Consider the following 26,648-nt stretch of genomic DNA (forward strand, 5'->3'; position numbering starts at 1 on the left):
CGGCGCGGCCAGGGCGACGGCGCGCGGACCCGCCGCCCGCAGCGCGCCCGGCGCCGGCGATGAGGGCGTGTCCGACCGTCCCCCGCCCGTCCGACGCGAACGCGGCCGAGGCGCGCCGGGGGACGGTGAAGGCGGCCGAACCGTAGACGGCCGTGACGCCCCCCGCCGAGGCGGGACGGGGCACGGCGGCGAGGATTCCGGCGGGAGAGACGCATGACCGGGCACGAATTGATCTTCACGCTGCTCGGCGTGGTCGCCGTCGGATCGGCCGTCCTGGTGGTCACCACGCGGCAGCTCGTGCACGCGGCGCTGTGGCTGGTGGTGTCGTTCGGCGCCCTCGCCGGCGGCTATCTGGTGCTGACCGCCGAGTTCGTGGCGTGGGTGCAGGTGCTCATCTACGTCGGCGCGGTGGTCGTGCTGCTGCTGTTCGGGATCATGCTGACCCGGGCGCCGATCGGCCGGTCGGCCGACCTGGACTCCGGCAACCGGTGGGTGGCGCTCGGCGTCGCCCTCGCCACGGCGGGCGTGCTCGTGTCGGTGCTGGTCGTGGGGTTCCGGGACGCGTACCTGCCGTTGCGGGAGGGCGGCGGATCGGCCGACGCGCTCGGCTCCGCCGTGTTCCGGACGTGGGTGCTGCCGTTCGAGGTGCTGTCGGTGCTGCTGCTCGCGGCGCTGGTCGGCGCGATCGTGCTGTCCCGCTCCGACGTCGGCGGGCCCGAGCAGGCGCCGCCGAAGCGGGCCGCGCAGGCGAAGGGCGCGCCGGAGAAGGGCGCGCCGGAGAAGGGCGCGCCGGAGAAGGACGCGCACGAGGAGAAGGAACTCACGACGAAGCGGGGCGAGGGCTGATGCATGCCGCATATCCCGCGGTCGTCGCGGCGCTGCTGTTCTCGGTGGGCGTGTACGGGGTGCTGGCCCGGCGCAACGCCATCCTGGTGTTGATGTCGGTGGAGCTGATGCTCAACGCCGTCAACCTCAACCTCGTCGCCTTCGACATGTGGTGGCGCGACCGGTTGCACGGCGGCCAGGTGCTGACCCTGTTCACCATCGTGATCGCCGCCGCGGAGGTGGGGCTGGGTCTGGCGATCGTCCTGCTGGTGTACCGGAACCGCAGGACGATCGACGTCGACCGGCTGCGGACGCTGGCCGAGGACGGCGCGTCCCGGACACGGCCGCCCGACGGCGACGACGCGGCGGCCGCCGTGCGCGGCGGCGAGGGGAGCGCCACGTGATCGCGTCGATCTCCGTCGTCATCCTGCTGCCGTTCGCCGCGGCGTTCGCCGGGATGCTGCTGGGCCCCCGGCTGTCCGACCGGCTGCGCCCGCGCCGGCCCGCCGGCGAGGCCGCCGAGACCCAGGCCGCCGCGGTGCCCGGCGGCGGCCCGCGCGCGACCGGACCGGCCTGGTGGCGGGCCGCCTTGGCGGCGGAGCGCTCGCCGCTGCGCAACGGGCCCGCGCTGATCGCCTGCCTGCCCGTCGCGGTCGCCGCCGTCCTCGCCGCCGTCGCGGCGTTCGCCGTCTGGCGCGCCCCCGGCACGCGGACCGGCACCCTCACCCTGATCGAGACGGGCTCGGCGCCGGTCGAGGTCGGCCTGCGGGTGGACGGCCTGTCGGCCGTGGTCGGGCTCATGGTGTGCTGCGTGGCCCTGGCGGTCCAGGTCTACTCGGTCGCCTACATGGCCAAGGACCCCCGCTACTCCTCCTACGCGGCGTTCATCTCCCTGTTCACCGCGGCGATGCTGCTCGTGGTGTACGCCGCCGACCTCCTGCTGCTCTACGTCGGTTGGGAGGTCATGGGGATCTGCTCGTACTTCCTGATCGGCCACCACTGGGAGAACCGGGCCAACTCGCGCGCCGCCGTCAAGGCGTTCCTGATCACCCGGCTCGGCGACGTCGGCTTCCTGTTCGGCGTCTTCGCCCTGGGGCTCGGCGCCCGCTCGTTCGAGATCGGCGAGGTGCTGGCGCGGGCCGGGACGCTGCCGGACGCGACCGTCACGGCGGCCGCGCTGCTGCTCCTGGCCGGGGTGGCGGGCAAGAGCGCGCAGTTCCCGCTGCACACCTGGCTGCCGGACGCGATGGCGGGCCCGACCCCGATCAGCGCGCTCATCCACGCGGCCACCATGGTGGCGGCGGGCGTGTACGTCGTGGCCCGCGTGTACGGGGTGTTCCTGGAGGCCCCGGCCGCGCTGACGCTGCTGGGCCTGCTGGCGGTGATCTCGATGCTGGGGTCGGCGCTGGCGGCGCTGGCGCAGGACGACATCAAGCGCGTCCTGGCGTACTCGACGATCAGCCAGCTGGCGGTGATGGCGGCCGGGCTGGCGGTCGGCGCGTGGAACGGCGCGGTCTTCCACCTGCTCACGCACGGGGCGTTCAAGGCGCTGCTGTTCCTGGCCGCCGGCTGCGTGATCATGACGGCCGGGTCCAACATGCTGCGCCACTACGGCGGACTGCGCACCGGGATGCCGCTGACGTTCTGGTCGATGACGGTCGGGCTGGCCGCGCTGGTCGGCGTGCCGCCCACGAGCGGCTGGTTCAGCAAGGACGCCGTCATCGAGGCCGCCCTCCACACCGCCGGCCACGGCGGCGACCTCGCCCCGGCGATCCCCGGCGCGCCGACGGCGCACATCCCGGCGGGGGCCGCCTGGCTGGTGTACGCGGGCCTGCTGCTGACGGTCGCGGTGACGGCGGCGTACGCCGCGCGCCTGTGGCTGATGACGTTCTTCGGCGAGCCGCGCGGCCGGTACGAGGTCCGCGAGGCGCCGAAGGCGATGTCGTGGACGGTGGCGGCGCTGGCCGTGCCGTCCGCCGTCCTCGGGTTCTTCGGGCTGGGGGCGGACGAACTGCGCCCGCACCTCGGGTCGGCCGTGCCGGCGCTGGTGCTCGCGGCGGCGGGCGCGGGCGCCGCGTACTACGTCTGGAACCGCGACCCGGCCGTCGACCCCGCGCGGGCGCTCGGCCCGGTCCGCGACCTGTTCGCCCGCGCGTTCCGCGTGGACGACCTGTACGCGGCGGCGGTCGTCCGCCCGGTGCGGGCCCTGGCGCGGCGGGTCGTCACGGTCGACGGGCGCGGCGTCGACGCGGCGGTGGTCGGCGCCGCCCGCGGCGCGCGGGAGCTCGCCGAACCGCTGCGGCTGCCGCAGAACGGCAACCCGCAGACCTATCTCACCGGCCTGATCGCCGGGATCGTCCTCCTCACGGCCGGGGCGGTGATCCTCCTGTGATCTTCGTACTGATGATCGCGATCCCGCTGGCGGGCGCGCTGGCGCTGCTGCTTCCGCCGGACCGGTTCCTGCCCGACGACGCCGCCGTGCGCCGCTACGGGGCCGCGGTGTCGGGCGCGACGCTGCTCGTCGCCCTGTCCGCGGCGGCGGCCTTCGACTACGGCGACCCGGCACGCGTCCAGCTGGCGGTCGACCGCGACTGGGCGCCCGCCATCGGCCTGCGCTTCCACCTCGGCGTCGACGGCATCTCGCTGCCGCTGGTGCTGCTGACCGCGCTGCTGTCGTTCCTGTGCTTCGTGCTCGTCGTGCGGCACCCCCCGTCCGCCGCGGACGGGGCGCGCGTCGCGCACTCGGACCGGCTGCTCGTCGGGCTGCTGCTGGTGCTGGAGGTCGGGCTGCTCGGCACGTTCACCGCGCTCGACCTGGTGCTGTTCTTCGTGTTCTTCGAGGTCGTGCTCATCCCGATGTACGCGGTGATCGCGCTGTGGGGCGGCCAGGGCCGCCGCGCCGCCGCGTACAAGTTCATCCTCTACACGCTGCTCGGGTCCGGGCTGCTGCTCGCCGGGATGCTGCTGATCGCGGTGAACGCCGGGACGCTCGACATGACCGAGCTGGCCCGCCGCCACGGCGCGGGCGTCGCGCACGGCGTGCAGGTCACCGCGTTCCTGCTGATGGCGCTGGGCTTCGGCATCAAGGCGCCGATGTGGCCGCTGCACACCTGGCTGCCCGACGCGCACACCGAGGCGCCCACGGTCGGGTCGGTGCTGCTCGCCGGGGTGCTGCTGAAGATGGGCACGTACGGCCTGATCCGGATCGCGCTGCCGCTCGCCCCGGACGGCGCCGTCTTCTGGGCGCCGTGGCTGGGCCTGCTCGCCGTCGTCGGCATCGTCTACGGCGCCCTGGCGTGCCTGGCGCAGCGCGAGCTGAAACGGATGATCGCGTACTCGTCCGTCGGGCACATGGGGTTCGTGCTGCTGGGCATCGCCACCCTCACCCCGGTCGGAGTGAACGCGGCGCTGTTCGGCAACATCGCCCACGGGCTGATCACCGGGCTGCTGTTCTTCCTCGTCGGGGCGGTCAAGGTCCGGTACGGCACCGGCGACCTGGACGCCCTCGGCGGCGGCATGCTGGCCGAGGCGCCGCGCCTGGCGTCCATCCTGACGTTCGCCTCGGTCGCCAGCCTGGGCCTGCCCGGCCTGGCCGGGTTCTGGGGCGAGATGCTCGCCCTGCTCGGCGCGTACCGGCCGAACGCCGACCTGCCCCGCGAGACGTTCACGACGTTCATGGTCGTCGGCGGCCTCGGCGCGGTGCTGACCGCGGCCTACTTCCTGCGCATGCTCGCCAAGATCACGCACGGGACGGTGCCGGACGACCGCCGCGCCGCCGCCCTCGCCGCCGACGCCGAACCGGCCGCCCCGCGGCCGGAGACGGCGGAGCCGCGGCAGGTCGCGACCAGGCCGCGCGCGGACGCGGCGGCCATCGCGCCGATCACCCGCTACGAGTACGCCGCCTGGACCCCGCTGATCGTCCTCACCCTGCTGGTCGGCCTGTGGCCCAAGACGCTGCTGGACGTGACCACCGCCCCCGTGCGCGCGCTCCTCGGAGGCGGCTGATGGCGGACCGACGCCCCATGCCGGAAGGGACGGCCGGATGATCATCCAGAGCATCGACTACGCCGCCGTCGCGCCCCCGCTGATCGTCGCGGTGGCGGCCGTCGCGCTGCTGCTCGGCGACGCGTTCGACGCGCCGCGCCGGGCGCTCGGCGGGGCGTCCTGCGCGGCGCTGGCCGCCGCGCTCCTCGCCGTCGTCGCGCTCGCGGCCGACGGCGACCGCCGCGCCACCTTCTGCGTCCCCGGCGGCCTGCGCGGCGACGGCCCGCCGTCCTGCTCGTACGTCGCGGACCAGTTCACGCTGCTGTTCCAGGGCGTGGTGCTGGCCGCCGGAGTGGTCGTCGTCCTGCTGTCCCTGGACGAGATCACCCGGGCGCGGATGCCCGCCGGGGAGTACCACTTCCTGCTGCTGGCCGCGACCACCGGCGCGCTCACCCTGGTCGCCGCGCGCGACCTGGTGCTGCTGGTCGCCGCGCTGGAGACGCTGTCGCTGCCGGTGTTCGCCCTCGTCGGCCTGCGCCGCTACGACGGGGCCGCCACCGAGGCCGCGCTGAAGCTGTTCCTGGTCTCGGTGATCTCCGCGGCGGTGATGCTGTTCGGCGTCAGCCTGCTGTACGGCGCCACCGGCGCCATGCACCTGGACCGGCTCGCCCCCGCCCTCGGCCGCCTGCCCGCCGACCTGGAGCCGGTCGCGGTGGCCGGGATCGTGCTGGTGCTGGCCGGGTTCGCGTTCAAGGTCGCGGCCGTGCCGTTCCACTTCTGGGCCCCGGACGTCTACCAGGGCGCCCCGCTGCCGGTCGCCGCGTTCCTCTCTGTGGTGTCGAAGGCGGCGGGCTTCGCCGGACTGGCGATCGTGCTGGCGCTCGGCCTGCCCGCGTACGGGCGCGTGTGGGGGCCGCTGATCGCCGTGGTCGCCGCCGTCACCATGACCGTCGGCAACGTGATGGCGCTGCGCCAGCGCACCGCGATCCGGCTGCTGGCCTGGTCGTCGGTCGCCCAGTCCGGGTACATGCTGGCGCCGCTGGCGGTCGGCGACCACCGGCTGCCCGAGGCCGTCGCCGCCACCACCGCCTACGTCGCCCTCTACGCGGTGATGAACATGGGCGCGTTCGCCGTGGTCGTCGCCGTCCAGCGCCGCGGCCCGCACTCGCGCTGGGACGGCCTGGACGACTTCCGCGGCCTGGCCCGCAGCAGCCCCGCCGTCGCCGCCGCGCTGGCGTTCTTCCTCATCTGCCTGGCCGGCCTGCCGCCGGGCGTCATGGGCCTGTTCGCCAAGGTCGTGGTGTTCCGCGCGGCCCTGGCCGGAGGGGTGACGTGGCTGGCGGTCGTCATGGCCGTCAACACCGTCATCGGGCTGTACTACTACCTGGTGTGGGCCGTGCGGCTGTTCGCCGCGCCGCCCGCCGGGGCCCGGCCGCCCGTGCCGGACGGCGGCGTTCCCGTCCGCGCCGCCATCGCCGCCGCGGCCGCCGGCGCCGTGGTGCTGTCGGCGGCGCCGCAGCTGGTGCTGCAGACGGTGTCGAACGTCACCTGACCGTCCCGGCACCACGGCCGCACCCCCCGGGGCGCGGCCGCCGCATGGGAACGTTTCGCCAGGTCACACCGTTTCACTGGCAGCGGTAGAGCAAGGGGAGGCGGACGAAAGTGCACCTCAACGGCGTCAAGACGGCCGCCCTCATCGCGGCCTTGTCGGCGTTGATGCTGGCCGTCGGCTGGGCGCTGGGACGCGGTGCCGGGTTGGCCGTCGCCCTGGTGATCGCCTTGGTCACCAACGGCGTGGCGTACTTCTTCAGCGACCGCATCGCGCTGCGCGCGATGCGCGCGCACCCGGTCGGGGAGGTCGAGGCGCCCGTCCTGTACCGGGTCGTCCGGGAGCTGGCGACGTCCGCGCGCCGGCCCATGCCGCGGCTGTACGTGTCCGAGACCATGCAGCCCAACGCGTTCGCCACCGGCCGCAACCCGCGCAACGCGGCGGTCTGCTGCACCCGCGGCCTGCTGCACATGCTGGATGAGCGGGAGCTGCGGGCCGTGCTCGGCCACGAGCTGTCCCACGTCTACAACCGCGACATCCTCATCTCCTCCGTGGCCGCCGCCATCGCCACGGTCATCACCTACCTGTCGTACCTGGCGGTGTTCCTGCCCGTCGGCCGGTCGGAGGACGACGACGGCCCCGGCGTCCTGGGCGCGCTGCTCATGCTGGTCCTCGGCCCGATCGCCGCCGCCGTGGTCCAGATGGCGATCAGCCGGACCCGCGAGTACCAGGCCGACGCGTCCGGCGCCCAGCTCACCGGCGACCCGCTGGCCCTCGCCAGCGCGCTGCGCAAGATCGACGCGGGCACCCGGGCCCGGCCGCTGCCGCAGGACCCCGAGCTGGCCACCGCCAGCTCCCTGATGATCGCCAACCCGTTCCGCGGCGCGGGCATCGGCCGCCTGTTCTCCACCCACCCGCCCATCGCCGACCGCATCGCCCGCCTGGAGCGCATGGCCGGCCTCCGCTGAGCCCCGGCCGCTAAGGGAGCGTCAGCACGACCGGACCGTCGGCCGTGATGGCGACGGTGTGCTCGAAATGCGCGGCGCGGCTGCCGTCCGCCGTGGCGATCGACCAGCCGTCCGGCAGCACCTCGGCCGCGTCGCGGCCGCCCTCGTGGAACATCGGCTCGATCGCGATCGTCAGACCCTCCTGGAGCAGCAGCCCGCGCCCGGGCCGCCCGACGTTCGGCACGTCCGGTGCCTCGTGCATCCGCGTCCCGATGCCGTGGCCGCCGCAGCCCTGCAGGATGCCGTACCCGGCCTCGCGGGCCGTGCGCATGACCGCGTACGAGATGTCGCCCATGCGGCCGCCCGGCCGGGCCTGTTCGATCGCCCGCTCCAGCGCCGTCCGCGTGACGTCCATCAGCCGCACGGCGTCGGCGTCGGCCTCCCCGACCGCGAACGTGATCGCGGCGTCCCCGTGATAGCCGCCCACCTCGGCGCCGCAGTCCACCGACACCACGTCGCCGTCCTTGAGCACCCGCCCGTCCGGGATGCCGTGCACCACCACCTCGTTCACCGAGACGCAGATCGTCGCCGGGTAGGGCGTCGGCGCCCAGTCGGGGTGGTAGTACAGGAACGACGGCCGGGCCCCGCCTCCTTGATGCACCGCGCCGCGACCGCGTCCAGTTCCGCCAGCGGCACCCCGGGCTCGGCCGCCTCCCGCACCTTCTCCAGCGTGCGGGCCACCACCCGGCCCGCCTCGCGCATGATCTCCCACTCCCGCGGGCTGCGATACGTCACCATGGATGAAGATAGTAATACCAGTATTAGAATCCTCCGCCATGGTGCGCACACCACTCACCTCAGAGCAGCGGGACCGCGGCAAGGCCCTCGGCCAGATCCTGCGGGCCGCCCGGGGGCCGCGCAGCGCCGCGGCCGTCGCCGCCGAGGCCGGCATCTCCCTGGACACCCTCCGCAAGATCGAACGCGGCGCCATCGCGGCGCCCGCGTTCTTCACCGTCGCGGCCCTCGCCCGCGTCCTCGACCTGGACCTGACCGCCCTCGCCCGCGAACTCGAACCGTTCGACGAATCCCGCCTCGCGGGCTGAACCTCAGGCGCGTCCCGACCATCTACACCTACGGGCGGCGGCGCCTTCAGCGGGGGAAGACGCCGCCGCCCCCTCCCACGCCACCAACACCATCCCTCCCGTTGTTGGTTTCGTGGTGTGACGGCCCGATTTCATTTCGCGTTGTGGCCTTGCGTTTTACTCTCGGATTGTCGAGCGGTTGTGGGAGGCGCGAGGCCGATGCATGACGAAACCTCCATCGGGGCCCGGCTCCAGGCGCTTCGCCGCTGGCGCGGCATGAGTCTGGATGAGCTCGCCGGATTGTCGGGTTTGAGCAAGAGCCATCTGTCTCGCGTCGAGCGTGGACTTCGCGCCCTGGACCGCCGCTCGCACATCGCCGCCATCGCCAACGCATTGCGCGTCTCCGAAACCGACCTGGTCGGCGGCCCGCACCTGACGAAGGACCCCGTCCAATCCGGCCCGCACGCAGCCATCCCGGCGCTGCGCGTCGCCATCCAGACCAATCGCCTCGGAGACGCGCTGGTCGACCGGGCGCACCCGCTGCCCGAACTCGTCGCCGAGGTGCGCGCCCTCGAAGAGACCTTCATCGCCTGCGACTACCTGGGACTCGGCGAGCGCCTGCCGGGCGTCATCGACGAGCTGCACCTTCACGTCTGCGCACCGACCGATGAGGCGGCGCAGCGGGCCGCGCTCGAGGCGCTCGTCGAGAGCTATATGTACGCGACGTTCCGGACCAGGGATCTCGGGTACCACGACCTCGCCCATCAGGCGGCATGGCAGGCGGAGCGTGCGGCGCAGATGCTCGCCGACCCCATCGTGATCGGGAAATCCGACTACTTGCGCGTGCAGTCCATGCCGCGTGAGAACAGCTGGGACCGTGCGCTGGTGGCCGCACAGCGCGCGGCGGAGAGACTTCAGCCGCACGCGACCCACCGCCGCGGCCTGGAGGTCCTCGGGATGCTGACCCTGTCGGCGTCCATGGCGGCCGCCGCCCAGCACAAGGTCGACACGGCCCGCCACTGGCTGGACGAGGCGCGCGACCTCGCGTTGCGTGTGCCGGATACGCCCGTCGAGAACTGGTCGTCGTTCTCGGCGACGAACACCCAGGTGTGGGCCGTCGCCATCGCGGTGGAGTGCAACGAATCCGCGGGCACCGTGCTCGACCTGGCGAGGCGGGTCGACGAGGAGAGGATCGCCGGCCGCCGCTCCCGCCATGCGTCCTTCCTCGCCGATGTCGGTCGAGGCCTTGCCCGGGAGCGGCGGTATCGGGAGGCGGCCGTGCAGTGGCTCAGCCGGGCGGAGAAGATCGCACCGCAGCGCATCCGCAACTCGCGGCCCGTGCAGGAATCGATTTCCGTGCTGCTCGCGCAGGCACAGCGAGAGGCCGTCGGCCGCGAACTGCGCGGCATGGCGGCGCGGATGGGCATCCCGCACTGACCGCCTCTGCAGATCAGCGCTGTCACTTGCCAACGTCGCCGATGACGACTGTTGGCGTCTTGGTGTGACCGTGCGATTTCATTTCGCGTTGTGGCCTCGGGTTTTACTCTCGGATTGTCGAGCGGTCATGCAAGGCGCGAGGTCGATGCATAGCGAGATCACCATCGGGGTCCGGCTTCGGACGCTGCGCCGTTGGCGCGGCATGAGTTTGGATGAGCTCGCCGGTCTGTCCGGTTTGAGCAAGAGCCATCTGTCCCGTGTCGAGCGTGGACTGCGCGCCCTGGACCGCCGCTCGCACATCGCCGCCATCGCCAACGCGTTGCGCGTCTCCGAAACCGACCTGGTCGGCGGCCCGCACCTGACCAAGGACCCCGTCCAATCCGGCCCGCATCTCGCGATCCCCGCGCTGCGTGTGGCGATCCAGGCGAACACGCTGACCGAGCCCGCCATCGACCGCGCACGTCCACTCGACGACCTGGCCAGACTCGTCAAGGACGAGCTGGAACCCTTGCGCCGCGCGTGCGACTACGCAGCCATCGGTCAGATCCTCCCCGGTGTTCTGGACGAATTGCACTGGCACGCCGCCCAACCCGCCGACGAAGCCGCCCATCGGCTCGCCCTCGAAACCCTCGTAGAGGCGTGCGTGTGCGCCACCTTCACGACGAAGAACCTCGGTTACCCGGACCTGGCGTACACGGCCGCGTCCCGTGCGGCCGAGGCGGCCGCCGTACTGGACGACCCAGCCGTGACGGGCAAAGCCGAGTTCCTGCGCCTCCAGACGTTGCCCAAGGCGGCACAGCGGCAGGCGCTCTTGGCCGCCGAGCGCGCCGCCGACCGGCTCGAACCCCACGCGTCCGCCACGCCCTGCGGCATAGAGGCGCTCGGCATGATCGTCCTCAGCGCGTCCCTCGCGGCGGCGACGCTGTACAAGACGGACAGCGCGGAACACTGGCTCGCCGAGGCGGCAAGGCTCGCCACGCAGGTGTCCGACGATCCGATGACCAACTGGCAGTCGTTCTCGGCGACGAACGTCCAAGTGTGGCGGGTCACGGTAGAGGTAGAACGCGGCCTCGCAGGCGGCGGCGTGCTCGAGCTTGCGCAAGACGTCAACGAGACGCGCCTCGGCCGATCCAGCCGACGGGCTGCGCTCTGCGTCGATGTCGCACGCGGCTTGGCGCGCGACGCGCGGACGCGGGACGAGGCTGTGAAATGGCTCAGCCGCGCCGAGAAGATCGCGCCGCAGCGGATCCGTAACAGCGCCACAGCACGCGACACCATCGCGGTGATGCTCGAGCAGGCGCGTATCGCGTCCCAGGCCCGGGAGCTGCGCGGCATGGCGGCGCGCATGGGCATTGCGCACTGAGAGCATCTGCAGATCAGCAAGTCTTTGTGCTGCGGCACGGCTGCTTGTAAGGAAGCGGGACGAGAGGGCCGCGTGGCTGTCGCAAGTGAAGAGGGTTGCTTCGCAAGGTTCGCGATTCGGCGGCTGTGGTCGAGATTGTCACGGTGATCCTGCGGCAGGCCAGGAGTGCTTTCGTCAGCCGGGAGCTGCGCGGTATGGCGGCGCGATGATCATTTCGCGCTGACGTCCTCTGCGGATCATCGCTGCGGGTCGTCAACGTCGCTCAGCCTGATCATGCGAAGGCCGCCGATCTGGGGAGCAGGCGTCGGTGTGGGGTGTCGGTGTCGTGGTGTGACCGCCTGATTTCATTTCGCGTTGTGGCCTTGCGTTTTACTCTCGGATTGTCGAGCGGTTGTGGGAGGCGCGAGGCCGATGCATGACGAAACCTCCATCGGGGCCCGGCTCCGGGCGCTGCGCCGTTGGCGCGGCATGAGTCTGGATGAGCTCGCTGGACTGTCCGGCCTGAGCAAGAGCCACCTGTCTCGCGTCGAGCGTGGATTGCGCGCCCTGGATCGCCGCTCGCACATCGCCGCACTCGCCAACGCGTTGCGCGTCTCAGAGAAGGACCTCGCCGGCGGGCCCCATTTGACCCCCGACCCGGTCCAGGCCGCGCCGCATGCCACCATCCCCGCCCTCCGCACGGCCCTGACCGTCAACACGCTCACCTCGCCCGCCGTCGACCGGGCCCGGCCGCTCGCCGAGCTGGTCGAAGAGATGGGCCGCATCGGCCGGTCGAAATACAAGCACGTCGAGGTCGGTGAGAAACTGCCCGACCTCATCGGCGAGCTGCACGTTCACGCCTGCGCACCCGCCGACGAAGCCGCCCACCGGCTCGCCCTCGAAACGCTGATCGAGGCGTTTCAGAGCGCCACGTTCATCAGCAGGGACCTCGGGCACGACGACCTGGCGTCCATCGCCGCGATCCGCGCAGCCGAGGTCGCGGCCTTGCTCGACGACCCCATCACCACCGGCAAGGCGGCGACTCTGCGGATCCACACCCTGCCCCCACAGGCGCGCGAGGTCGCACTGGCGTTCGCGGAGAAGACAGCCGACGCCCTGGAACCGCACGCCCGCCGCGGTCTCGGTGCCCAGGTGGCAGGCATGGTCACGCTCGCGGCGTCCATGACCGCGACTGTGCTGTACAAGTACGACCGTGCCGAGCACTGGATCGAGCAGGCCGACGACCTGGCCGACCGCGTCCCCGACACGCCCGGCGTGAATTGGGGAGCGTTCTCCAAGACCAACGTGGGCGTGTGGAAGGTGGCGCTGGCCACCGAACGCTCCGCCCCCAGTGGCGAAATCCTCCGCCTGGCCGAGGCCGTGGACGAGGAGCGGCTGACGTCGCGGCGCGGACGGCATGCCGCGTTCCTCGCCGACGTCGGCCGTGGTCTGGCGCGTGATCCGAGGACGCGGGACGAGGCGGCGGCGTGGCTGTTGCGAGCGGAGAAGACCGCCCCGCACAAGATCCGTAATTCGGCGGCTGTGGCCGAGACTGTCACGGTGATGCTGCAGCAGGCCAAGCGCGCCTCCGTGAGCCGGGAGCTGCGCGGCATGGCGGCGCGGATGGGCATCCCGCACTGACGGTCACTGCAGATCAACGGAACGTTGTCTTTCAGCAACTCTGCGTGTTTGGGTGTCGCTTACGGTCCTGCACCATGGACGCCACGGCTCACCTTGAGGCGCTGCGCGACGAGCTGATCCGCCGCCAGTGGAAGGCGCAGATCGGCGTGACCGGCAGCGGCTCCGTGCTGCGCGTACAGCACCCCGCGCAGCACCGGTTGAACGACGACATCGCCTGTGACGGCGCCGCGCTTCGCTGGGAGTGGGGCCAGGGCATCGCCCCGGCCACCGAAGTTCCCGATGCCGCCGACCGCATCCAAAGCGTGCTGCGCGAGGACGGCTCGTGAACGCACCACTGCCCTGGGAAGTGGGCCGTGGTCTCTCCGGGGAAGCCGCAGCCGGTGCGTATCCGCCGTGCATCGGTCGTGGGCTCAGGCACCGCACAGCCGCCCGCCTGGTACCGCGCGTGGAGACAGCCTCGCGCCAGGTGAGGGCTGTGCGAGCTGATCGTCCGGGCCGATGACCCGGACGCGCCGCGCGGGCAACTCCGCACCCGAGCTCGCGCGGCCCGCTGCGGGCGCTCGCACGTAGATGCGCTGCCCGCTTACCGCACGGCCCGCCTCGGAGCGGGCCGTGCACCCCTCGTACACAGGACGACCCCGGGCCGCTGAGGGCGCAGCGGGAGTCCCGGGGCCTTGCCGGACGTGGGAGGTCCGACTGATGACCGATCGTAGGGGAACCCCCGACACACACGACCCCCTTGCCGCACTAGCGGTACACCTGTCGGCCAGGCGGCTCGCGGTCACCATGACAGCGGACGGGCTGCGCGTGGTGAACAAAGACGTCCCCGGATGCTGCGACGGCAGCCGGCACGCATCGGACACGGTGTCGTGCCGACCGCGCCAGGACGACGGCGGGACACCGTGGTTCTTCACCTCCTGGGGTGAGCCGATCGCCCCGGCCGACCAGGTGGAGGACGCGGGCATGTACGTCCACGCCTACCTGTCACGCCGCCCCGAGCAGGCACGGCCAGAGGCGACGTCGTGACGGCGCCGATGGTGTCAGGGACATGGGCCGCTCAGGTCGACGTCGACGAGGCGCTGAAAGTGCTGCGGGCACGGTTCCCCTGGGCCATGGCCTGGCACGGCGAATACACCGGCAGCCTGTGGGCCGCGTGGCGCGACCGGTTCGGGCGCGTCCACATGGTCGAAGCAGCCGACCCGGCGGAACTCGGGCAGCGCCTGGAAGACGCCGCCTGGCCCTCACCGCATGCACCGGCCGGGGTACCGGGTGCAGGAGGGATGACAGCCGGACTGTGGTCCCCTCCCGCACCCGAACGGCGTCCAGCACCCCAACCGTCAGCCCCGCCACGCGGCACCCGCAAAACGCAACGCCGCCGGGGCCTGCTGGCACGTCTGCTGGCACGAGTGACCCACACCGACGACTGGGAGTGGTGACCTCAGGGGCGGTGCAGGTTGGTTGTCCCCCGAATCCCGCACCGTCGCCCTGTCCTTGAACGGCCTCATGACGGCGGCACGGGAAGCCGCTGCGCCGCCGTCCCGGACGAGTAGCAGTCATGAGCTCCGCATGCGTTGTCTCCCCGCAGCAGCGCTAAGGCGCTCACGGCGCTGCGCACAGGCCGCCGCGCCCCATCGACCCCCTTCGGGCGCGGCACGAAGCGGCGGGGTGGCCGGAAGGTGCGGACCCGGCCGCCCCGCCACCCGGCTGCGCTGGCCGGCGCGAACAGCGAACGCCCCCGCTCCCGGCCGACCGGGAGCGGGGGCGTCCAGGTGGAGGCGCATCGGCGCGAACGTGCGGGCGGCACAGCCGGCCCATCGACCAACGCGCACGTCAGGAGTGGTCGCAAGGCCCGCGCGTGCGCACGGCTCCTGGCTCGACGTGCCTTCCCGCCCCCCTGACGGCACGAAGCGCCAGGCAAGTGCGCTGGACGGCCTGGGACTACCTGTAGTTGACGAACTGCAGCGCCACGTCCAGGTCCTTGCTCTTGAGCAGGGCGATGACGGCCTGCAGGTCGTCCTTCTTCTTCGAGCTGACCCGCAGCTCGTCGCCCTGGATCTGGGCCTTCACGCCCTTGGGCCCCTCATCCCGGATGATCTTGCTGATCTTCTTGGCGTTCTCCTGGGAGATGCCCTCCTTCAGCGCCACGGCCAGCTTGAACAGCTTCCCGGACGCCTTGGGCTCCCCCGCGTCGATCGACTTCAGGGACACGCCCCGCTTGACCAGCTTGCTCTTGAACACGTCCAATACCGCGTTGGCCCGCTCCTCGGAGTTGGCCTGGATCTCGATGCCGTCCCCGGACCACCGGATGCCCGCGTCCACGCCCCGGAAGTCGAACCGGTTGGCGACCTCCTTGGCCGCCTGGTTGAGCGCGTTGTCGACCTCCTGTCGGTCGAGCTTCGACACGATGTCGAAAGAAGACTCTGAAGCCACGGCACTCAGCCCCTCTGACGTGCGAAAACAATCTGACTCAGGCTCTGGGGCGCTCCAGCGGGCAACGTCGGCGCCCGCCGCTCACACCCGGTGCGCCCTCAGTTCGCGGATCAGCGTAGCGACCGCGCCGGGCCGTCATCGCGCGTCCGCTCGCCGACGCCGCGGCGGGGCCCGGGCGGGGCACGTCGGTGCACCCCCGTCGCCCGAAGGCTCCTGAAAGTTGACAAGACCTCCAGAAGTGGCCACGGCGCGATATTGCTGATGCGTCGCTGATATACCAATTTTTCCAGTGGTCACAGAGGAGGACGACTGAATGAAGAGAATTCTGGCGACAGGGACTGCGGTGGTTGCTGCCGTGGCCACGATCGGGGTGACCGCAGTTCCGGCGGAGGCCGCGAGCACGGTGCAGATCTACCGCGTGTACTACGACTCGCCCGGAAAGGACACGGGGTCGAACAAGTCGCTGAACGGCGAATGGGTGCAGCTGTACAACCGGACGAAGAAGAGCGTCCAGCTGAAGGGCTACAAGCTGCGCGACAAGACCGGCTACACCTACACCTTCGGCAGCTTCAAGCTCGGCGGACGCAAGTCCGTGTACATCCACACCGGCAAGGGGAAGAACAGCTCCACGCACAGGTACTGGGGCCGTACCTGGTACGTGTGGAACAACACCGGTGACACCGCGTACCTGCGTTCCGCCAAGGGCACCCTGCTGGACAAGTGCAGCTGGAGCAAGAACCAGACCTCGAAGTACTGCCACAAGTAGTAGGAAGCCCCTCGGCCTCGGAAGTCTGACGCACGCCTTTCTCTGAGCGTCGGACACCGAAGCCGCTGCTCGATAGAACCGCCGCGCCCCCGACCCGAAAGTCCAATTAAAGGCAACGCCACAACGTCCTGTGGCCGAACTTCAGCCACAAGGGACTTCGGGCGGGGGACGGCTCCCCGATGAACGATCGTCGCTCGAAAGCCCGTCCTCCCAACGCCTCCGGCTCGCCGCGCGCCGAAGCCAACTCCAAGCTTGGCCGTACTCGTGGTGGAGCATCAGGCACAGATCCTCGGCGATAGCCCGTCATCGACCTGACGAGAGCATCGCGAGCACCCCCGTCGCCGTGCGCCACCCTCGCTCCAACGCCTGGGGCGAGCCCGTCAGTGAAGGTGAGACGGCACGGGCGTGACACAGGCCCGAGGCGCCGCCCCGCTGGCCGCACCGCACGGAGACCAGCTCGCCGACCGGGGGTACAGCGACGGACTGGGCGTCCGGCCCACCTGTGGTAGCCGTGCGCGTTGCCCCGCCGTCCCTGACTCGTCCGCGGGCCGCCTCCTCATGGGCGGCACCGATGTCACGACCAGTCTCTGGTTCCGCTATCCTTTCAGAGTCGCCGAGAGGACGACACCAGGGCGGGTTGCCCGAGTGGCCAATGGGAGCGGACTGTAAATCCGTCGGCTTCGCCTACCCAGGTTCGAATCCTGGACCCGCCACCAGCAGCCAAAGCGGCCCTTCACCAGGAACAACACCGGTGAAGGGCCGCTTTGCGTTGTTGCCGCGAGTCTCCGCCAGTGACCGTGACTCACCGCCCGTACGGGCACGCTTGGGGCACGCCCGGGGCACGCCCTCGACGCCGAGGTGATCCTTTCCTCACCTTGTCGTGTCCTCCGCTCGGCCTAGACTGCTGTCGGTCACATGGCGGACAACAGATAGGGGACTCATGGTTCAAGGTGCCATCCCTCCCCAACCGCAACACTCAGATGACGCCTTGAGAGTCTCCCGGCTCACGGAGCAGATGGCTACCGCCTCACAGTCCGAGCGGCCCGCCCTGCTAGTCGAGCTGCTCGCTCCGAAAACGTCCGCTGATCCTGCGGACTGGATCATTGATCTCGTGACTCTTGTCGAGGAACACGGGTTTTCCCTGAGCCAGATCCGGCTTGCGGCGACTGACCTCGCCTGGCTAGCGCGCACGAACGGTCAGCGGTACCCGAACGAGGATGATCGAGGGCGCGTCCTCGCCGCGTCTGATAGTCGTACGGCGCGGCTCTGCCTCGCGTACATCACGGGCCAGCGTCTACGCTTCGATTTCAAGTTCGAACAACTTCATCGTGCGTGCGTAGAATGGCTGCAAGAGTTCGGCGATGACGCCCTAGTGATTGCTCTCGCTGCGTTTGCAGCTCTCGGTTCGCGTGCATCGAACGGACTAAGTCTTTTTCAGCGTGCGGTTGACGCGCCGGATGCTGACGTCAAGAGCAACCAAGTAGCTCTGACAGGCATATGGTTCGCGGATCACCTGCCGGAGCAACCGCAACTTTTGCTGCGCCTCTCTGATGAGATGATGGCACGTGGCCAGGAAGACCCAATCGTCTACTATCGGCGGGCGACGGCGTATCGCAAGCTCCGGCGGTTCGATGACGCGCTTTACGAGATCGACCGCGCCATCGATGGTTTGGCCGTGGGGGATAACCTCGTTCACGAGCAGCTTGCTCAAGAGCGTCGGGCGATCATCCTCTCTCGCGACTTGCAGCGACAGATTGACGAGAGTGCGCAGATCCTTTCTGAGAGGATCACTGCTCGGATTGACGAGCGGATCTCTGAGGCGTCGGCAGAGATGGAGCAGCGCATTAACGAGGCTTCGGCGAGGCTCGCGCAACGCGTTGACGTGGCCCAGGAAATGGTGACCTCGGGCCTGCTTAAAATGGTGGAGATCCTCGGCCTCTTCGTCGCGCTCATTGGCTTTCTCGCTGGATCCGCTACGGTTGTACTCAAGGCGCGCGGCTTCGGCCAGCAGGCCGTCGCGATGGCGGTGGTCGTGGTTGGGACCCTCACCTTCTTCGGTCTGCTACGGCTCATCGTGGGGCTGAGGCGCCGGGCACGCTCTAGCTGAGGGGTAGCCGGCTACCTGTTCCCCCGGCCATGCTGTGTTGCCTGGTAGGGCTATGCTTGGGTGGTAGCTCTCGACGAAGGTGGGGCGACGGTGACGGAAGCCAATACCAAGATCTACCATCCGGAGATCATCTGCCCTCAGCGGACGATCGGTAGCCGGACGTTCGACTTCTCGCGCCAGGTTGCCGTCATGGCGATAATCAATCGCACCCCTGATTCCTTTCACGATCGGGGCCGTACCTTCGCCCTTGATGCCGCCGTGACGGCCGTCGAGAATGCGATCATCCATGGTGCCGACTGGCTCGACATCGGCGGCGTGCCGTTTGCTCCGGGACCTCCGGTAAGTGAGGCAGAGGAAATCGACCGCGTTGTTCCCGTCATTGAGGCAGCTCGTGCCCGTACCGACGCGGTGATCAGTGTCGAAACGTATCGCCCGGAAGTGGCTCGTGCCGCATTCGCTGCGGGCGCCAACGTCCTGAACAACACGAGTGGTCTGCATGACCCGGCTTTGGCTGACGTGGTTGCCGAGGCAGGTGCCGGTCTCATCATCACGCACAGTCTCGCCGAGCCTCGTACGCCTTACCCTCGTCCCACCTACAACGATGTGGTGACCGAGGTCGCCGAGTTTCTGAGAGCTCGCGTCGCTCTTGCGGAAAGTCGTGGCGTCCCCGCTGACCGCATCATCATCGATCCGGGGCATGACCTCAACAAGAACACATATCACTCGTTGGAGCTGACCCGACGCCTGCCCGAGATCGCTGAGATAGGCTACCCACTGCTAGTGGCGGTCTCTAACAAGGACTTCATTGGAGAGACGGTCAACCGTGAGCAGTTGGACCGCATAGAGGCAACAATCGCTACCGTTTCGGTCTGCATCATGCAGGGCGCGCGAATCGTCCGTGTGCATGACATCGCTGAATTGGTTTCTGCCGTCCGGATGGTTGAGTCGATCCTAGGTTGGCGCCCTCCGGAACTGGCCCGGCACAACCTGGTGTGACCACAAAGAAGAACGATCACCGACTACCGTGAGTTCGGGCCGGAGCGCTCATTCGCGCGAACGGCGCGCAAGGTGTGACAGACATTTTCGCGCGAATGAGCGCTCCGGGGCGCGGGGGTCTGGGGGCGGTGGAGCCCCCAGAGGCGCGCTCGCTCAACCATCGGGTAGTGCACTGATGAGGGTTCGGCGTCGTCATAGGCGTGCTGTCGTCAACGGACGACCGGCCCGGCGCGCCGGGATCGGACGGAACAGGCCGCACGCCCGGCGCGCCGGGGCGGGCGGCCGCTCGGCGGCGCGTAGCGCCGCCCTTGACCACGTAGAGAAAGTTCTCATCCGTGCGTTTCCACGAGGTTGTCGGGTCTCATGACCTGCGTGACAGCGTTTCCACGAGGTGTTGCGCACTGCTGAGTGCGCTGTCGTGAGTGCTCGCCTAGCTGGAGAATGACGCACGCCCCGCCTTCCTCCGCGCCGGGAAGACGGGGCGTGCATAGGGGCAGTAGCACCGCGCTAGGGCACTGTGCTACTGCCCTGGCTCACTGGTCGGAGATCCACATCAGACGGAACGCGGGCCGGAGCCAGACCCGGAGTCAGGCAGGAGAGTGGGACGCGCCGCGCGCCATCGGTCCGCGGCTGACTTGCTGTCCTGGATGTCTGCGTGCCAGCGCCGAGGGGCTGCGGAGATCAGGGCCTCAAGCGCGTCGTCGGCAATGGACTCGTCGTCGCCGTCGAGGGCGGCAACCAGCAATCCCCACAGCTCCCGCGTGATGGCGGTCGTTTCGTGTGTGTTCACTGTTCCCCCTAGGCAGTCTGGAGAGGGCCAAGCCTGCGTCGTTGGGGTTGAAGGATTGGCTGCTGTTCCTGTCGTTGGTGGGGCGGGTGTGGACGCATCCCAGCAGCGTCGAGACGACGTCCCAGCTCAGCGGGAGTTGCCGCCTCGATTAGGCGGTCTCCATCGTTGTCGCAGATGGCAGCCCACCAGTGCATGGTGTGCTTGCCGACCCAGACCATCACTCCGGGGAATCGGCGGCGTAGTTCGGAGAGGGCTCGCTCGCGGTCACGCTCGGAGATTTCCGCCGGCTGCTGCGGAAGCGGTGTGGTCACGGTCATTCCTCCACCCCCGCATCCCGTGGGTGACGGCTGAGATAGCCGACGATGTACATCGCCGCGTCGTCCAGCTCATCGGCGGGGGCGATGGGGTCCTGCCATGAGGTGAAGAACCAGCGCTTGCCGCCGTCCTCCGTCCGGCGTCGGCACGTGATCGTGTCGGACGGATGTGCGGTCATGGCGCAGCATCCACGCACGTTCGGGTTGACGACTGTGAGGCCACGATCGGTGAGTTCGATCTTGAAGCCACGCGCAGACAGGCGGACCCCCAGAGCGGCTAGGGGGTTCGTTTCGCTCGTATGATCGTGCACGGGTAGGAAGCTCCTTCCACCTACTGCTCGGCAGCGGGGCAATCGCTGGCCGGGCTACTCCTGGGCGGGGCCGTGGCCTCGGCTCCGCCCAGGTCGTCAGATCGTCTGGCGGTTTCGTAGTACGAAGCTGTCGCCGCGCATGACGATCTCTGCCGTCTCCACGGGCAGCTCGCCAGCGAGGTGCGTACGCGTGATGTGGAAGACCGGAGTGCCGTCCGTGAGCTTGAGTACGCGAGCCTCGTCGGGAGTGGGCATGCGCGTGCGTATGTCCTCCTGAATCTCTGTGACGTTGATTCCGATGGACCGGTACCGCGAGATCACGTCGGGCTGTCCGCGCTCACCCGACGCGGGCGTCTCGATCGGGGTGCCGCCCGTCAGCGCTAGCGGCTCCCACTGGGTGCTCACCATGACGGGCTCTCCGTCGAGGTGCCAGGTGTAGACGGCTTCGCTGCACTTGTCGCCCGGCTGGATCTTGAGCCGTGCAGCTACACCGGGTGACGCCTCGACCTGGCGACGCTCGGCGTCGACGTCGAGAAAGATGCCACTGTCTTCCTCTTCCTGAAGGTTGGGCGGACGGCCGTGGCCGTACCGGCCGCCCGTGTAGCGCAAGATTTCGCGCCTCTCCCGGACGAAGACGCCTTTCCCCTGCTTGGCGTATACGAGCCCTTCCCCCCGGAGTTGAGCGATCGCGCTCTTCGCGGTCTGAACGGAGATGTCGAACATCCGGCACAGCTCGTGAGTGCTGGGCAGTAGGTCCCCCGGCTGGTACGCGCCCTCCTTGATGCGCTTGCGCAGTACGTCGGCGACCTCCGCGTAGCGCGGTGGTGTGGGTGGCATCACACTCTCCTTTCTTAATGGCCATAGTAGACCATGAGTACTTAGCATGTTAACCTGCCAAGCACGTCAAGCGACCCGTGGAGGATCACGATGCGTAACATCCCGGTGGACACAAGCGCCCTGACGTTCGTGTGCGTCTCCCCGCCCCGTCCCAAGGTGATCAACCAGGACACGGGGGAAGTGAGGGTGGACCGTGATGGCAACACCGTGTTCACGGTGGGGCTGTCGGCGGCCGATGAGTCCGGGCGGGTCGAGCTGCTGAACGTGGCGGTGTCGGGTGCTCCCGAGATCACGGTGGGGCAGGTGGTTCGGCCGGTCGGTCTGGTCGGGTCGCCGTGGGAACGGGAGTTCAACGGGCGGCTTCGGTGGGGGATCGCCTACCGGGCCGCGCAGATCGTCGCCGCGGCTCCTGCAGCTGTCCCGGAGCCGGGTGACGGGTCGGTGTCGGCGGCGGCCTGAGGCAGGGCGCGGTGTACGACACGCTGATTCTGGTGGTCGGGGGCCTGGTCGCTGCGGCGGCCGGGCTCTTGGCCTGGCGCCGCTGGCATCCCGCCTCGTTCTGGTACGGCGTCGGGTTCCCGGCCCGTGCGGTGCTGGTGTATCTGACCTGGCGTCATGTGGCCGCAGGGTGCGGGCTGACGCGGCGCCGGCGGCGGTGGCGGTGGACCATGGACGCCGTCCCCGTCGTCGGCCCGGCCGCCCGTGGTGCCGCGACCGTGGTCGAACAGAAGCGGCGTATGCGTCGTGTCGATGTGGAACGCGCGCCCCGTCTCGGCGTGCTGCGGCCCACGGCGTTGGGGTGGCGGCTGCGGGTCCGTCTGCATGACGGCCAGGTGCCCGCCGACTATGAGCGTGCGGCTGAGGGGATCGCGCACGCGTGGCGGGTGCACTCGGTGCGGGTGGTGGATGTGCGGCCGGGTGTGGTGACGCTGTGGGCGACCATGCGCGATCCCCTCACCGACGTCGCCGTCTCCCCGGTGACGGGGGAGTTGTTGACGGTGCGGCCGGGGAAGCTGGAGAACGGCGCCGACTGGGTGATCGACCTGCGCACCGTGCCGCACTGGCTGATCGCCGGGGCGACGCAGTCGGGCAAGTCCAACCTCGCCAACGCCATCATCAAAGGCCTCGCACCGCAACCGGTCGCGCTGGTCGGGTTCGATCTGAAGGGTGGGGTGGAGTTCACTCCGTATTCGCCGCGGTTGTCGGCGCTGGCCACCACCCGCGCCGAATGCGTCGAACTGCTCGGCGACCTGGTGGCCGAGCTGGAGGCGCGCATGGCGTTGTGCCGCGAGCACGGGGCGCGCAACGTGTGGACGCTCCCCGAGGGTTTGCGGCCGGTGCCGGTCGTGGTGCTGGTGGATGAGGTGGCCGAGCTGTTCCTGATGGCCGACAAGAGCGAAAAGGACGAGGTCGCCAAGACCTCGACCGCCTTGTTGCGGGTGGCGCAGCTGGGCCGGGCGTTCGCCGTCCACCTCATCGTGTGCGGGCAGCGCATCGGCTCCGACCTCGGCCCCGGTGTGACCGCACTGCGCTCGCAGTTGTCCGGGCGGGTGTGCCACCGGGTCAACGACCCGGAGACGGCGACCATGACGCTGGGGGACATGGACCCGGCCGCCCTGGATGCGGCCCGGGCGATCCCGGCGGAGACGCCCGGGGTGTGCGTGGTGGCCGGGCAGGACGGCTCTTGGCACCGCGCCCGGTCGGTGTATGTGAGCGAGACCGACGCCGAACACGCCGCCCGCGACCACGCCCACCTGACGCCGAAGTGGGCCGAGGTGACCGGCTCATCTGCGGTCACTGACCTGCGACCGGACATGCCCGACGCGGCATAACCCCTTCTCACACCCCTGTGGCTCGGCGTGAGCCCTGATCGCGCCAGGTCCCTACCCGACCCATGCCCAAAACCGTGGAGGCTGCCCGATGACCACACGCCTGGCCGTCCTTCGTCCCCGGGCCGCGCGGTCGTCCCGTCCCTGCCGGGCGGTCCGTCCCGTCCCGTCCTTCCGGCCGTCCTCGTCCTGGGCGCCGGTGACGGTGGAGTGGGACGCCGTTCCGGGCCTGCACGTCGCCCGGTGCGTCCGGTGCGCCGACTCCTTCACCTCTCCCCGCATCGACCAGGTCGAGGACTGGGCCGCCACGCATCGGTGTGACGCGGAACTGGCGGCGCTGCTGGCCGCTGTCACCGGAGGGCGGGCGGCATGAGTCGGCTTCTGGGCGCGGTGGCGGACTCCGGCCCGGTGATCGTGCTTGCCGGGATCGCGGCGGCCGGGTCGTTCACCCACATCCGCGACACGGCCATCGAACACGGGCAAGGCGGGTGGATGGCCTGGGCGGTGGCCGTGTGCATCGATCTCACCTGCGTCATGGCCGCGCGGGAGCGTCAGCGGGACAAGCGCACCGGCCGCCGCACGGGGCGGCTGTCGTGGCCGACTGTGGTGCTGGTCGGCGGGATTCTGCTGTCGTTGGCGGCGAACCTGGCGCAGGCCGAACCGTCCGCGTGGGGGTGGATCACGGCGGCCACTCCGGCCGGGGCCTTCCTGGTGGCGGTGTCCATGCTCGAACGCCGCGCCGCCGGGGCCGGCGCGGGGTCTCGGTCGGCGGTTCTGTCCGTCCTGTCGGCCCCGCCGTCCTTCGGCCACCCGTCCTCGTCCGCCCCGTCCTCGTCCGGCGCGTCGTCGTCCGGCGCGTCGTCGGAACCGTCCGCGCTGTCCCAGTCCGTGTCGTCCTCGGCGCCGTCGGTGCCATCGTCCTCGTCCCTGGAGTCAGTGGGGAACGGCGCTGCTCGTCCTGGACTAGCGGTCGTCGACGCGCCTCGTCCCCATCACGACGACCAGGACGGCGACGCGGACGGCGACCACGGCGGCGGGCAGACGGCGCTTCCGGTGCCTGCTCCCGGTGGCCGTCCTCGCGGGTCGTCTCAGGCGGGGCCGCTGCTGGAGTTCGCCCGGCAGGTGGCGGCCGAACACCAGGCCACGCACGGGCGGCCGATCACCCGTGACGCGCTGCGCGCCCGGCTGGGCGTGTCCAACCAGCTCGCCTCGGACCTGCTCCGCCAGATCCGTAACCAGCCCCAGAACGCCGCGTGACATCGACGGAGGACGTCACCATGACCAACCAGACCGACTCGACCAGCCCGGCGGCGGCGCCGTCGGTGCGGCGGCAGATCATCGATGGCCTGCGCGCGCTGGCCGATCTGCTGGAAACCGATCCGGCGCTGCCGGTCAACGACGCCCAGATGGTGGTCTTCCCACCGCCCGGCACGAGTGACGCGGCGGCGGTCGCCATGGTGGACCAGGTCGCCGAACGCCTCGGCGTCACCGTGAGCGACGACCGGCCGTGGGGCGGTCACTACGACGCTTGCAAACACTTCGGCGGCGGGTGGGTCACCTACAGCTTCGTGCACATCCCCGCCCGCGTGGCGGCCGAACACCGGGCACGCGACAGCTACCACGACAACATCATCGTCACCCACAAGGACACCCCGACCGACCACGACGACCAGCGGGCGGCCCTGGCGCCGCCGGTGCAGCGGTGGCGGTGCTGCCACTGCGGCGGAACCGGTGTCACCTCCGACGGCGCCACCTGCCCCCACTGCGACGGCCTCGGCCACAGCTGACAGGAGACAACCCACCGTGTTCCTACGCCGCTGCGCCTTCGTCACCTGCCTGCTGGTCCTGGCGCTGTTCGTCCTGCGCCACCCCGGCCAAGCCGCCGACGTGACCGGCGCCATCGCTCACGCCCTGGCCGTGCTCGCCGACGCCGTCGCCCTCGTCACCTCGGCCCTCTGAACCGGCCGCCCCGGGGCGTGGCCGCACAGCCGCCAAGCACACGCGCGCCACGTCCCGGGGCCATCCCCTCACCCCGTCCTGCAACGGGAAGGAGACGCGCCCCCATCGTGCCCGACACACCCGCGTGGTTGACGCCGCTCGCCGTCCGCGACATGGCGGCCAAGCTCAACCGGCCCGACTTCCGCCAGTGGGCCGCCCGCGCCCGAGCGACCGGCGGATGCGCACAGCCGATCCACCTGCGCGGTTCGGTCGAGTACCGCGCCCGAGCGACCGGCGAGCTGCTGCACCGCTACTCCACGGCTCGTGAGCCGGGCGGGGTGCTGCGGGTGGCGTGCAAGACCCGCCGCGCCTCGCGCTGCCCGGCCTGCGCCGAGACCTACCGCGCCGACACCTACCAACTCGTGCGCGCAGGCCTGGCGGGTGGGAAAGGCGTGCCGGAGTCGGTGGCGGGGCATCCGGCGGCGTTCGTCACCCTCACCGCACCCTCCTTCGGCCCCGTCCACGCCCACCGCCCCACACCCAGCGGGACCGTGGCGCCCTGCCACCCTCGACGCGACGCGCCCCAATGCCCGCACGGCCGCACGCTGTCGTGCACCACCCGGCACGCGCCCGACGACCCGTGCCTGGGTGAACCGCTGTGCTGGGAGTGTTACGACTACGCCGGTTCGGTGCTGTTCAACGCGCTCGCGCCGGAGCTGTGGCGGCGGTTCACCATGGCGCTGCGGCGCAGGATCGCCAAGACTGCGGGTCTCACCCTGCGGGAGCTGGGCGAGACACTGACCGTCTCGTTCGCCAAGGTGGCCGAGTATCAGCGGCGGGGTGTGGTGCACTTCCACGCCGTCATCCGCCTCGACGGCCCCCAGGGGCCGGCCACACCCCCGCCCGCCTGGGCCACCTACGAGGTCCTGGCGGACGCCGTCCACCAGGCCGCCCGCGCGGTCACCGTGACCACCCCAGCAGCGCCCGGCGTGCCGTCCCGGTCGCTGGCCTGGGGTGCGCAACTGGACATCCGCCCCATCACCACCACGGGGGACCTGACCGATACGGCCGTGGCGGGCTACATCGCCAAGTACGCCACCAAAGCCGCCGAATGCACCGGCACCCTCGACCGCCGCATCCGCGCGACCGATGACCTGGACGCGCTCCCGGTCTCCGCGCACGCCCGGCGGCTGATCGCCGCATGCCTGCACCTGGGGCGCATGCCGGAGATGGCCGACCTTCGGCTTGCCGAGTGGGCGCACATGCTCGGCTTTCGCGGCCACTTCTCCACCAAATCCCGCCGCTACTCCACCACCCTCGGTGCGTTGCGGCAGGCCCGCATCGACCACAACAAGCACAAACAGGAGATCGTGACGGGTCGGCTTCTTGATGACGAGGAAATCCTCGTCGTCGCGCACTGGAGGTATGTGGGCCAAGGGCTGACGCCGGGAGAGGTGCTCATAACGGCTGCACTCACAGGGACGCCGCTGCCTTCTCTGGGCTTTCCACCCTGATATTCGGCC

25 protein-coding genes, 1 tRNA gene and 1 pseudogene are annotated in these 26,648 nt (G+C 70.4%); 23 read left to right on the forward strand and 4 right to left on the reverse strand.

What is annotated here, in order from left to right; translation table 11 throughout:
• The first annotated feature begins 213 nt into the window (after positions 1 to 213).
• From AR3_RS12200 to htpX, 6 genes are all read left to right on the forward strand, one after another.
• On the forward strand, positions 214 to 846 hold the full coding sequence (locus tag AR3_RS12200; protein WP_067913226.1) for an NADH-quinone oxidoreductase subunit J family protein: 633 nt from the start codon (positions 214 to 216) through the stop codon (positions 844 to 846).
• Positions 846 to 1,229, forward strand: coding sequence for an NADH-quinone oxidoreductase subunit NuoK (nuoK, locus tag AR3_RS12205; RefSeq protein WP_067913229.1), 384 nt, complete (start codon positions 846 to 848; stop codon positions 1,227 to 1,229). The genes AR3_RS12200 and nuoK overlap by 1 nt, the downstream gene beginning before the upstream one ends.
• A complete protein-coding gene (locus AR3_RS12210; protein ID WP_067913232.1) occupies positions 1,226 to 3,217 on the forward strand; it encodes an NADH-quinone oxidoreductase subunit 5 family protein in 1,992 nt (663 codons plus the stop codon). Before nuoK ends, AR3_RS12210 begins: the two co-directional genes overlap by 4 nt.
• 11 nt (positions 3,218 to 3,228) lie before the next feature.
• Positions 3,229 to 4,830 (forward strand): complex I subunit 4 family protein, encoded by a 1,602-nt coding sequence (locus tag AR3_RS12215; RefSeq protein WP_067913369.1) that lies wholly within the window; start codon positions 3,229 to 3,231, stop codon positions 4,828 to 4,830.
• A 37-nt stretch (positions 4,831 to 4,867) separates the two neighbouring features.
• A complete protein-coding gene (locus AR3_RS12220) occupies positions 4,868 to 6,361 on the forward strand; it encodes an NADH-quinone oxidoreductase subunit N (RefSeq protein ID WP_067913235.1) in 1,494 nt (497 codons plus the stop codon).
• A gap of 110 nt (positions 6,362 to 6,471) precedes the next feature.
• Positions 6,472 to 7,326, forward strand: a complete 855-nt coding sequence (htpX, locus tag AR3_RS12225; protein WP_067913238.1) for a zinc metalloprotease HtpX — start codon at positions 6,472 to 6,474, stop codon at positions 7,324 to 7,326.
• A 10-nt stretch (positions 7,327 to 7,336) separates the two neighbouring features.
• Here the strand turns inward: htpX and map are convergent.
• Positions 7,337 to 8,103, reverse strand: a pseudogene (gene map / locus AR3_RS12230) (type I methionyl aminopeptidase).
• A gap of 38 nt (positions 8,104 to 8,141) precedes the next feature.
• On the opposite strand from map, the gene AR3_RS12235 reads away from it, so the two are divergent.
• The 6 genes from AR3_RS12235 to AR3_RS12260 all read left to right on the forward strand — a co-directional run bounded on the left by AR3_RS12235 (position 8,142) and on the right by AR3_RS12260 (position 13,833).
• Positions 8,142 to 8,408, forward strand: a complete 267-nt coding sequence (locus tag AR3_RS12235; protein WP_067913241.1) for a helix-turn-helix domain-containing protein — start codon at positions 8,142 to 8,144, stop codon at positions 8,406 to 8,408.
• A gap of 198 nt (positions 8,409 to 8,606) precedes the next feature.
• Positions 8,607 to 9,824, forward strand: coding sequence for a helix-turn-helix domain-containing protein (locus AR3_RS12240; RefSeq protein WP_067913244.1), 1,218 nt, complete (start codon positions 8,607 to 8,609; stop codon positions 9,822 to 9,824).
• Between the two features lie 145 nt (positions 9,825 to 9,969).
• Complete coding sequence (locus AR3_RS12245) at positions 9,970 to 11,187, forward strand: helix-turn-helix domain-containing protein (protein WP_169803820.1); 1,218 nt, start codon at positions 9,970 to 9,972, stop codon at positions 11,185 to 11,187.
• A 411-nt stretch (positions 11,188 to 11,598) separates the two neighbouring features.
• The gene (locus tag AR3_RS12250) at positions 11,599 to 12,807 is read left to right on the forward strand and encodes a helix-turn-helix domain-containing protein (protein WP_083951382.1); all 1,209 of its coding nucleotides are present in this window, start codon (positions 11,599 to 11,601) and stop codon (positions 12,805 to 12,807) included.
• 74 nt (positions 12,808 to 12,881) lie between these two features.
• Positions 12,882 to 13,133 (forward strand): hypothetical protein, encoded by a 252-nt coding sequence (locus tag AR3_RS12255; protein ID WP_067913253.1) that lies wholly within the window; start codon positions 12,882 to 12,884, stop codon positions 13,131 to 13,133.
• Positions 13,134 to 13,593: 460 nt separating this feature from the next.
• Positions 13,594 to 13,833, forward strand: coding sequence for a hypothetical protein (locus tag AR3_RS12260; RefSeq protein WP_157406658.1), 240 nt, complete (start codon positions 13,594 to 13,596; stop codon positions 13,831 to 13,833).
• Positions 13,834 to 14,745: 912 nt separating this feature from the next.
• On the opposite strand, the gene AR3_RS12265 is transcribed toward AR3_RS12260, so the two are convergent.
• Positions 14,746 to 15,237 (reverse strand): YajQ family cyclic di-GMP-binding protein, encoded by a 492-nt coding sequence (locus tag AR3_RS12265; protein WP_067913258.1) that lies wholly within the window; start codon positions 15,235 to 15,237, stop codon positions 14,746 to 14,748.
• 343 nt (positions 15,238 to 15,580) lie between these two features.
• On the opposite strand from AR3_RS12265, the gene AR3_RS12270 reads away from it, so the two are divergent.
• From AR3_RS12270 to folP, 4 genes are all read left to right on the forward strand, one after another.
• Positions 15,581 to 16,003 (forward strand): lamin tail domain-containing protein, encoded by a 423-nt coding sequence (locus AR3_RS12270; protein ID WP_227023234.1) that lies wholly within the window; start codon positions 15,581 to 15,583, stop codon positions 16,001 to 16,003.
• 631 nt (positions 16,004 to 16,634) lie between these two features.
• A tRNA-Tyr gene (locus AR3_RS12275) sits at positions 16,635 to 16,719 on the forward strand.
• A gap of 395 nt (positions 16,720 to 17,114) precedes the next feature.
• Positions 17,115 to 18,110 (forward strand): hypothetical protein, encoded by a 996-nt coding sequence (locus AR3_RS12280; protein ID WP_146150316.1) that lies wholly within the window; start codon positions 17,115 to 17,117, stop codon positions 18,108 to 18,110.
• Between the two features lie 90 nt (positions 18,111 to 18,200).
• Positions 18,201 to 19,106: a dihydropteroate synthase gene (gene folP / locus AR3_RS12285; RefSeq protein WP_067913267.1), complete on the forward strand. Its 906-nt coding sequence runs from the start codon at positions 18,201 to 18,203 to the stop codon at positions 19,104 to 19,106.
• Positions 19,107 to 20,209: 1,103 nt separating this feature from the next.
• Here folP and AR3_RS30485 read toward each other — a convergent pair.
• Together AR3_RS30485 and AR3_RS12300 are read right to left on the reverse strand one after the other, a co-directional pair.
• The gene (locus AR3_RS30485) at positions 20,210 to 20,521 is read right to left on the reverse strand and encodes a hypothetical protein (protein ID WP_146150317.1); all 312 of its coding nucleotides are present in this window, start codon (positions 20,519 to 20,521) and stop codon (positions 20,210 to 20,212) included.
• 96 nt (positions 20,522 to 20,617) lie between these two features.
• A complete protein-coding gene (locus AR3_RS12300; protein WP_067913277.1) occupies positions 20,618 to 21,358 on the reverse strand; it encodes a GntR family transcriptional regulator in 741 nt (246 codons plus the stop codon).
• A 90-nt stretch (positions 21,359 to 21,448) separates the two neighbouring features.
• Here AR3_RS12300 and AR3_RS12305 point away from each other — a divergent pair, with 90 nt between their 5' ends.
• The 7 genes from AR3_RS12305 to AR3_RS12330 all read left to right on the forward strand — a co-directional run bounded on the left by AR3_RS12305 (position 21,449) and on the right by AR3_RS12330 (position 26,639).
• Positions 21,449 to 21,817 carry an SCO3933 family regulatory protein gene (locus AR3_RS12305; RefSeq protein WP_067913280.1) on the forward strand — a complete coding sequence of 123 codons (369 nt, stop codon included), beginning with the start codon at positions 21,449 to 21,451 and terminating at the stop codon, positions 21,815 to 21,817.
• Positions 21,818 to 21,828: 11 nt separating this feature from the next.
• Positions 21,829 to 23,190 (forward strand): FtsK/SpoIIIE domain-containing protein, encoded by a 1,362-nt coding sequence (locus tag AR3_RS12310; RefSeq protein ID WP_067913283.1) that lies wholly within the window; start codon positions 21,829 to 21,831, stop codon positions 23,188 to 23,190.
• A gap of 88 nt (positions 23,191 to 23,278) precedes the next feature.
• Positions 23,279 to 23,560: a hypothetical protein gene (locus AR3_RS12315; RefSeq protein WP_067913286.1), complete on the forward strand. Its 282-nt coding sequence runs from the start codon at positions 23,279 to 23,281 to the stop codon at positions 23,558 to 23,560.
• Positions 23,557 to 24,444 carry a DUF2637 domain-containing protein gene (locus AR3_RS12320; protein WP_067913288.1) on the forward strand — a complete coding sequence of 296 codons (888 nt, stop codon included), beginning with the start codon at positions 23,557 to 23,559 and terminating at the stop codon, positions 24,442 to 24,444. The genes AR3_RS12315 and AR3_RS12320 overlap by 4 nt, the downstream gene beginning before the upstream one ends.
• A 20-nt stretch (positions 24,445 to 24,464) precedes the next feature.
• Positions 24,465 to 24,974: a hypothetical protein gene (locus tag AR3_RS12325; protein ID WP_067913291.1), complete on the forward strand. Its 510-nt coding sequence runs from the start codon at positions 24,465 to 24,467 to the stop codon at positions 24,972 to 24,974.
• A gap of 16 nt (positions 24,975 to 24,990) precedes the next feature.
• Positions 24,991 to 25,146 carry a hypothetical protein gene (locus AR3_RS31085; RefSeq protein WP_169803821.1) on the forward strand — a complete coding sequence of 52 codons (156 nt, stop codon included), beginning with the start codon at positions 24,991 to 24,993 and terminating at the stop codon, positions 25,144 to 25,146.
• A 152-nt stretch (positions 25,147 to 25,298) separates the two neighbouring features.
• Positions 25,299 to 26,639, forward strand: a complete 1,341-nt coding sequence (locus AR3_RS12330; RefSeq protein WP_067913372.1) for a replication initiator — start codon at positions 25,299 to 25,301, stop codon at positions 26,637 to 26,639.
• The last annotated feature ends 9 nt before the right edge of the window (positions 26,640 to 26,648 follow it).

Source organism: Actinomadura rubrobrunea NBRC 15275 (genome assembly GCF_001552235.1).
GTDB classification, from domain to species: Bacteria; Actinomycetota; Actinomycetes; order Streptosporangiales; family Streptosporangiaceae; genus Spirillospora; species Spirillospora viridilutea.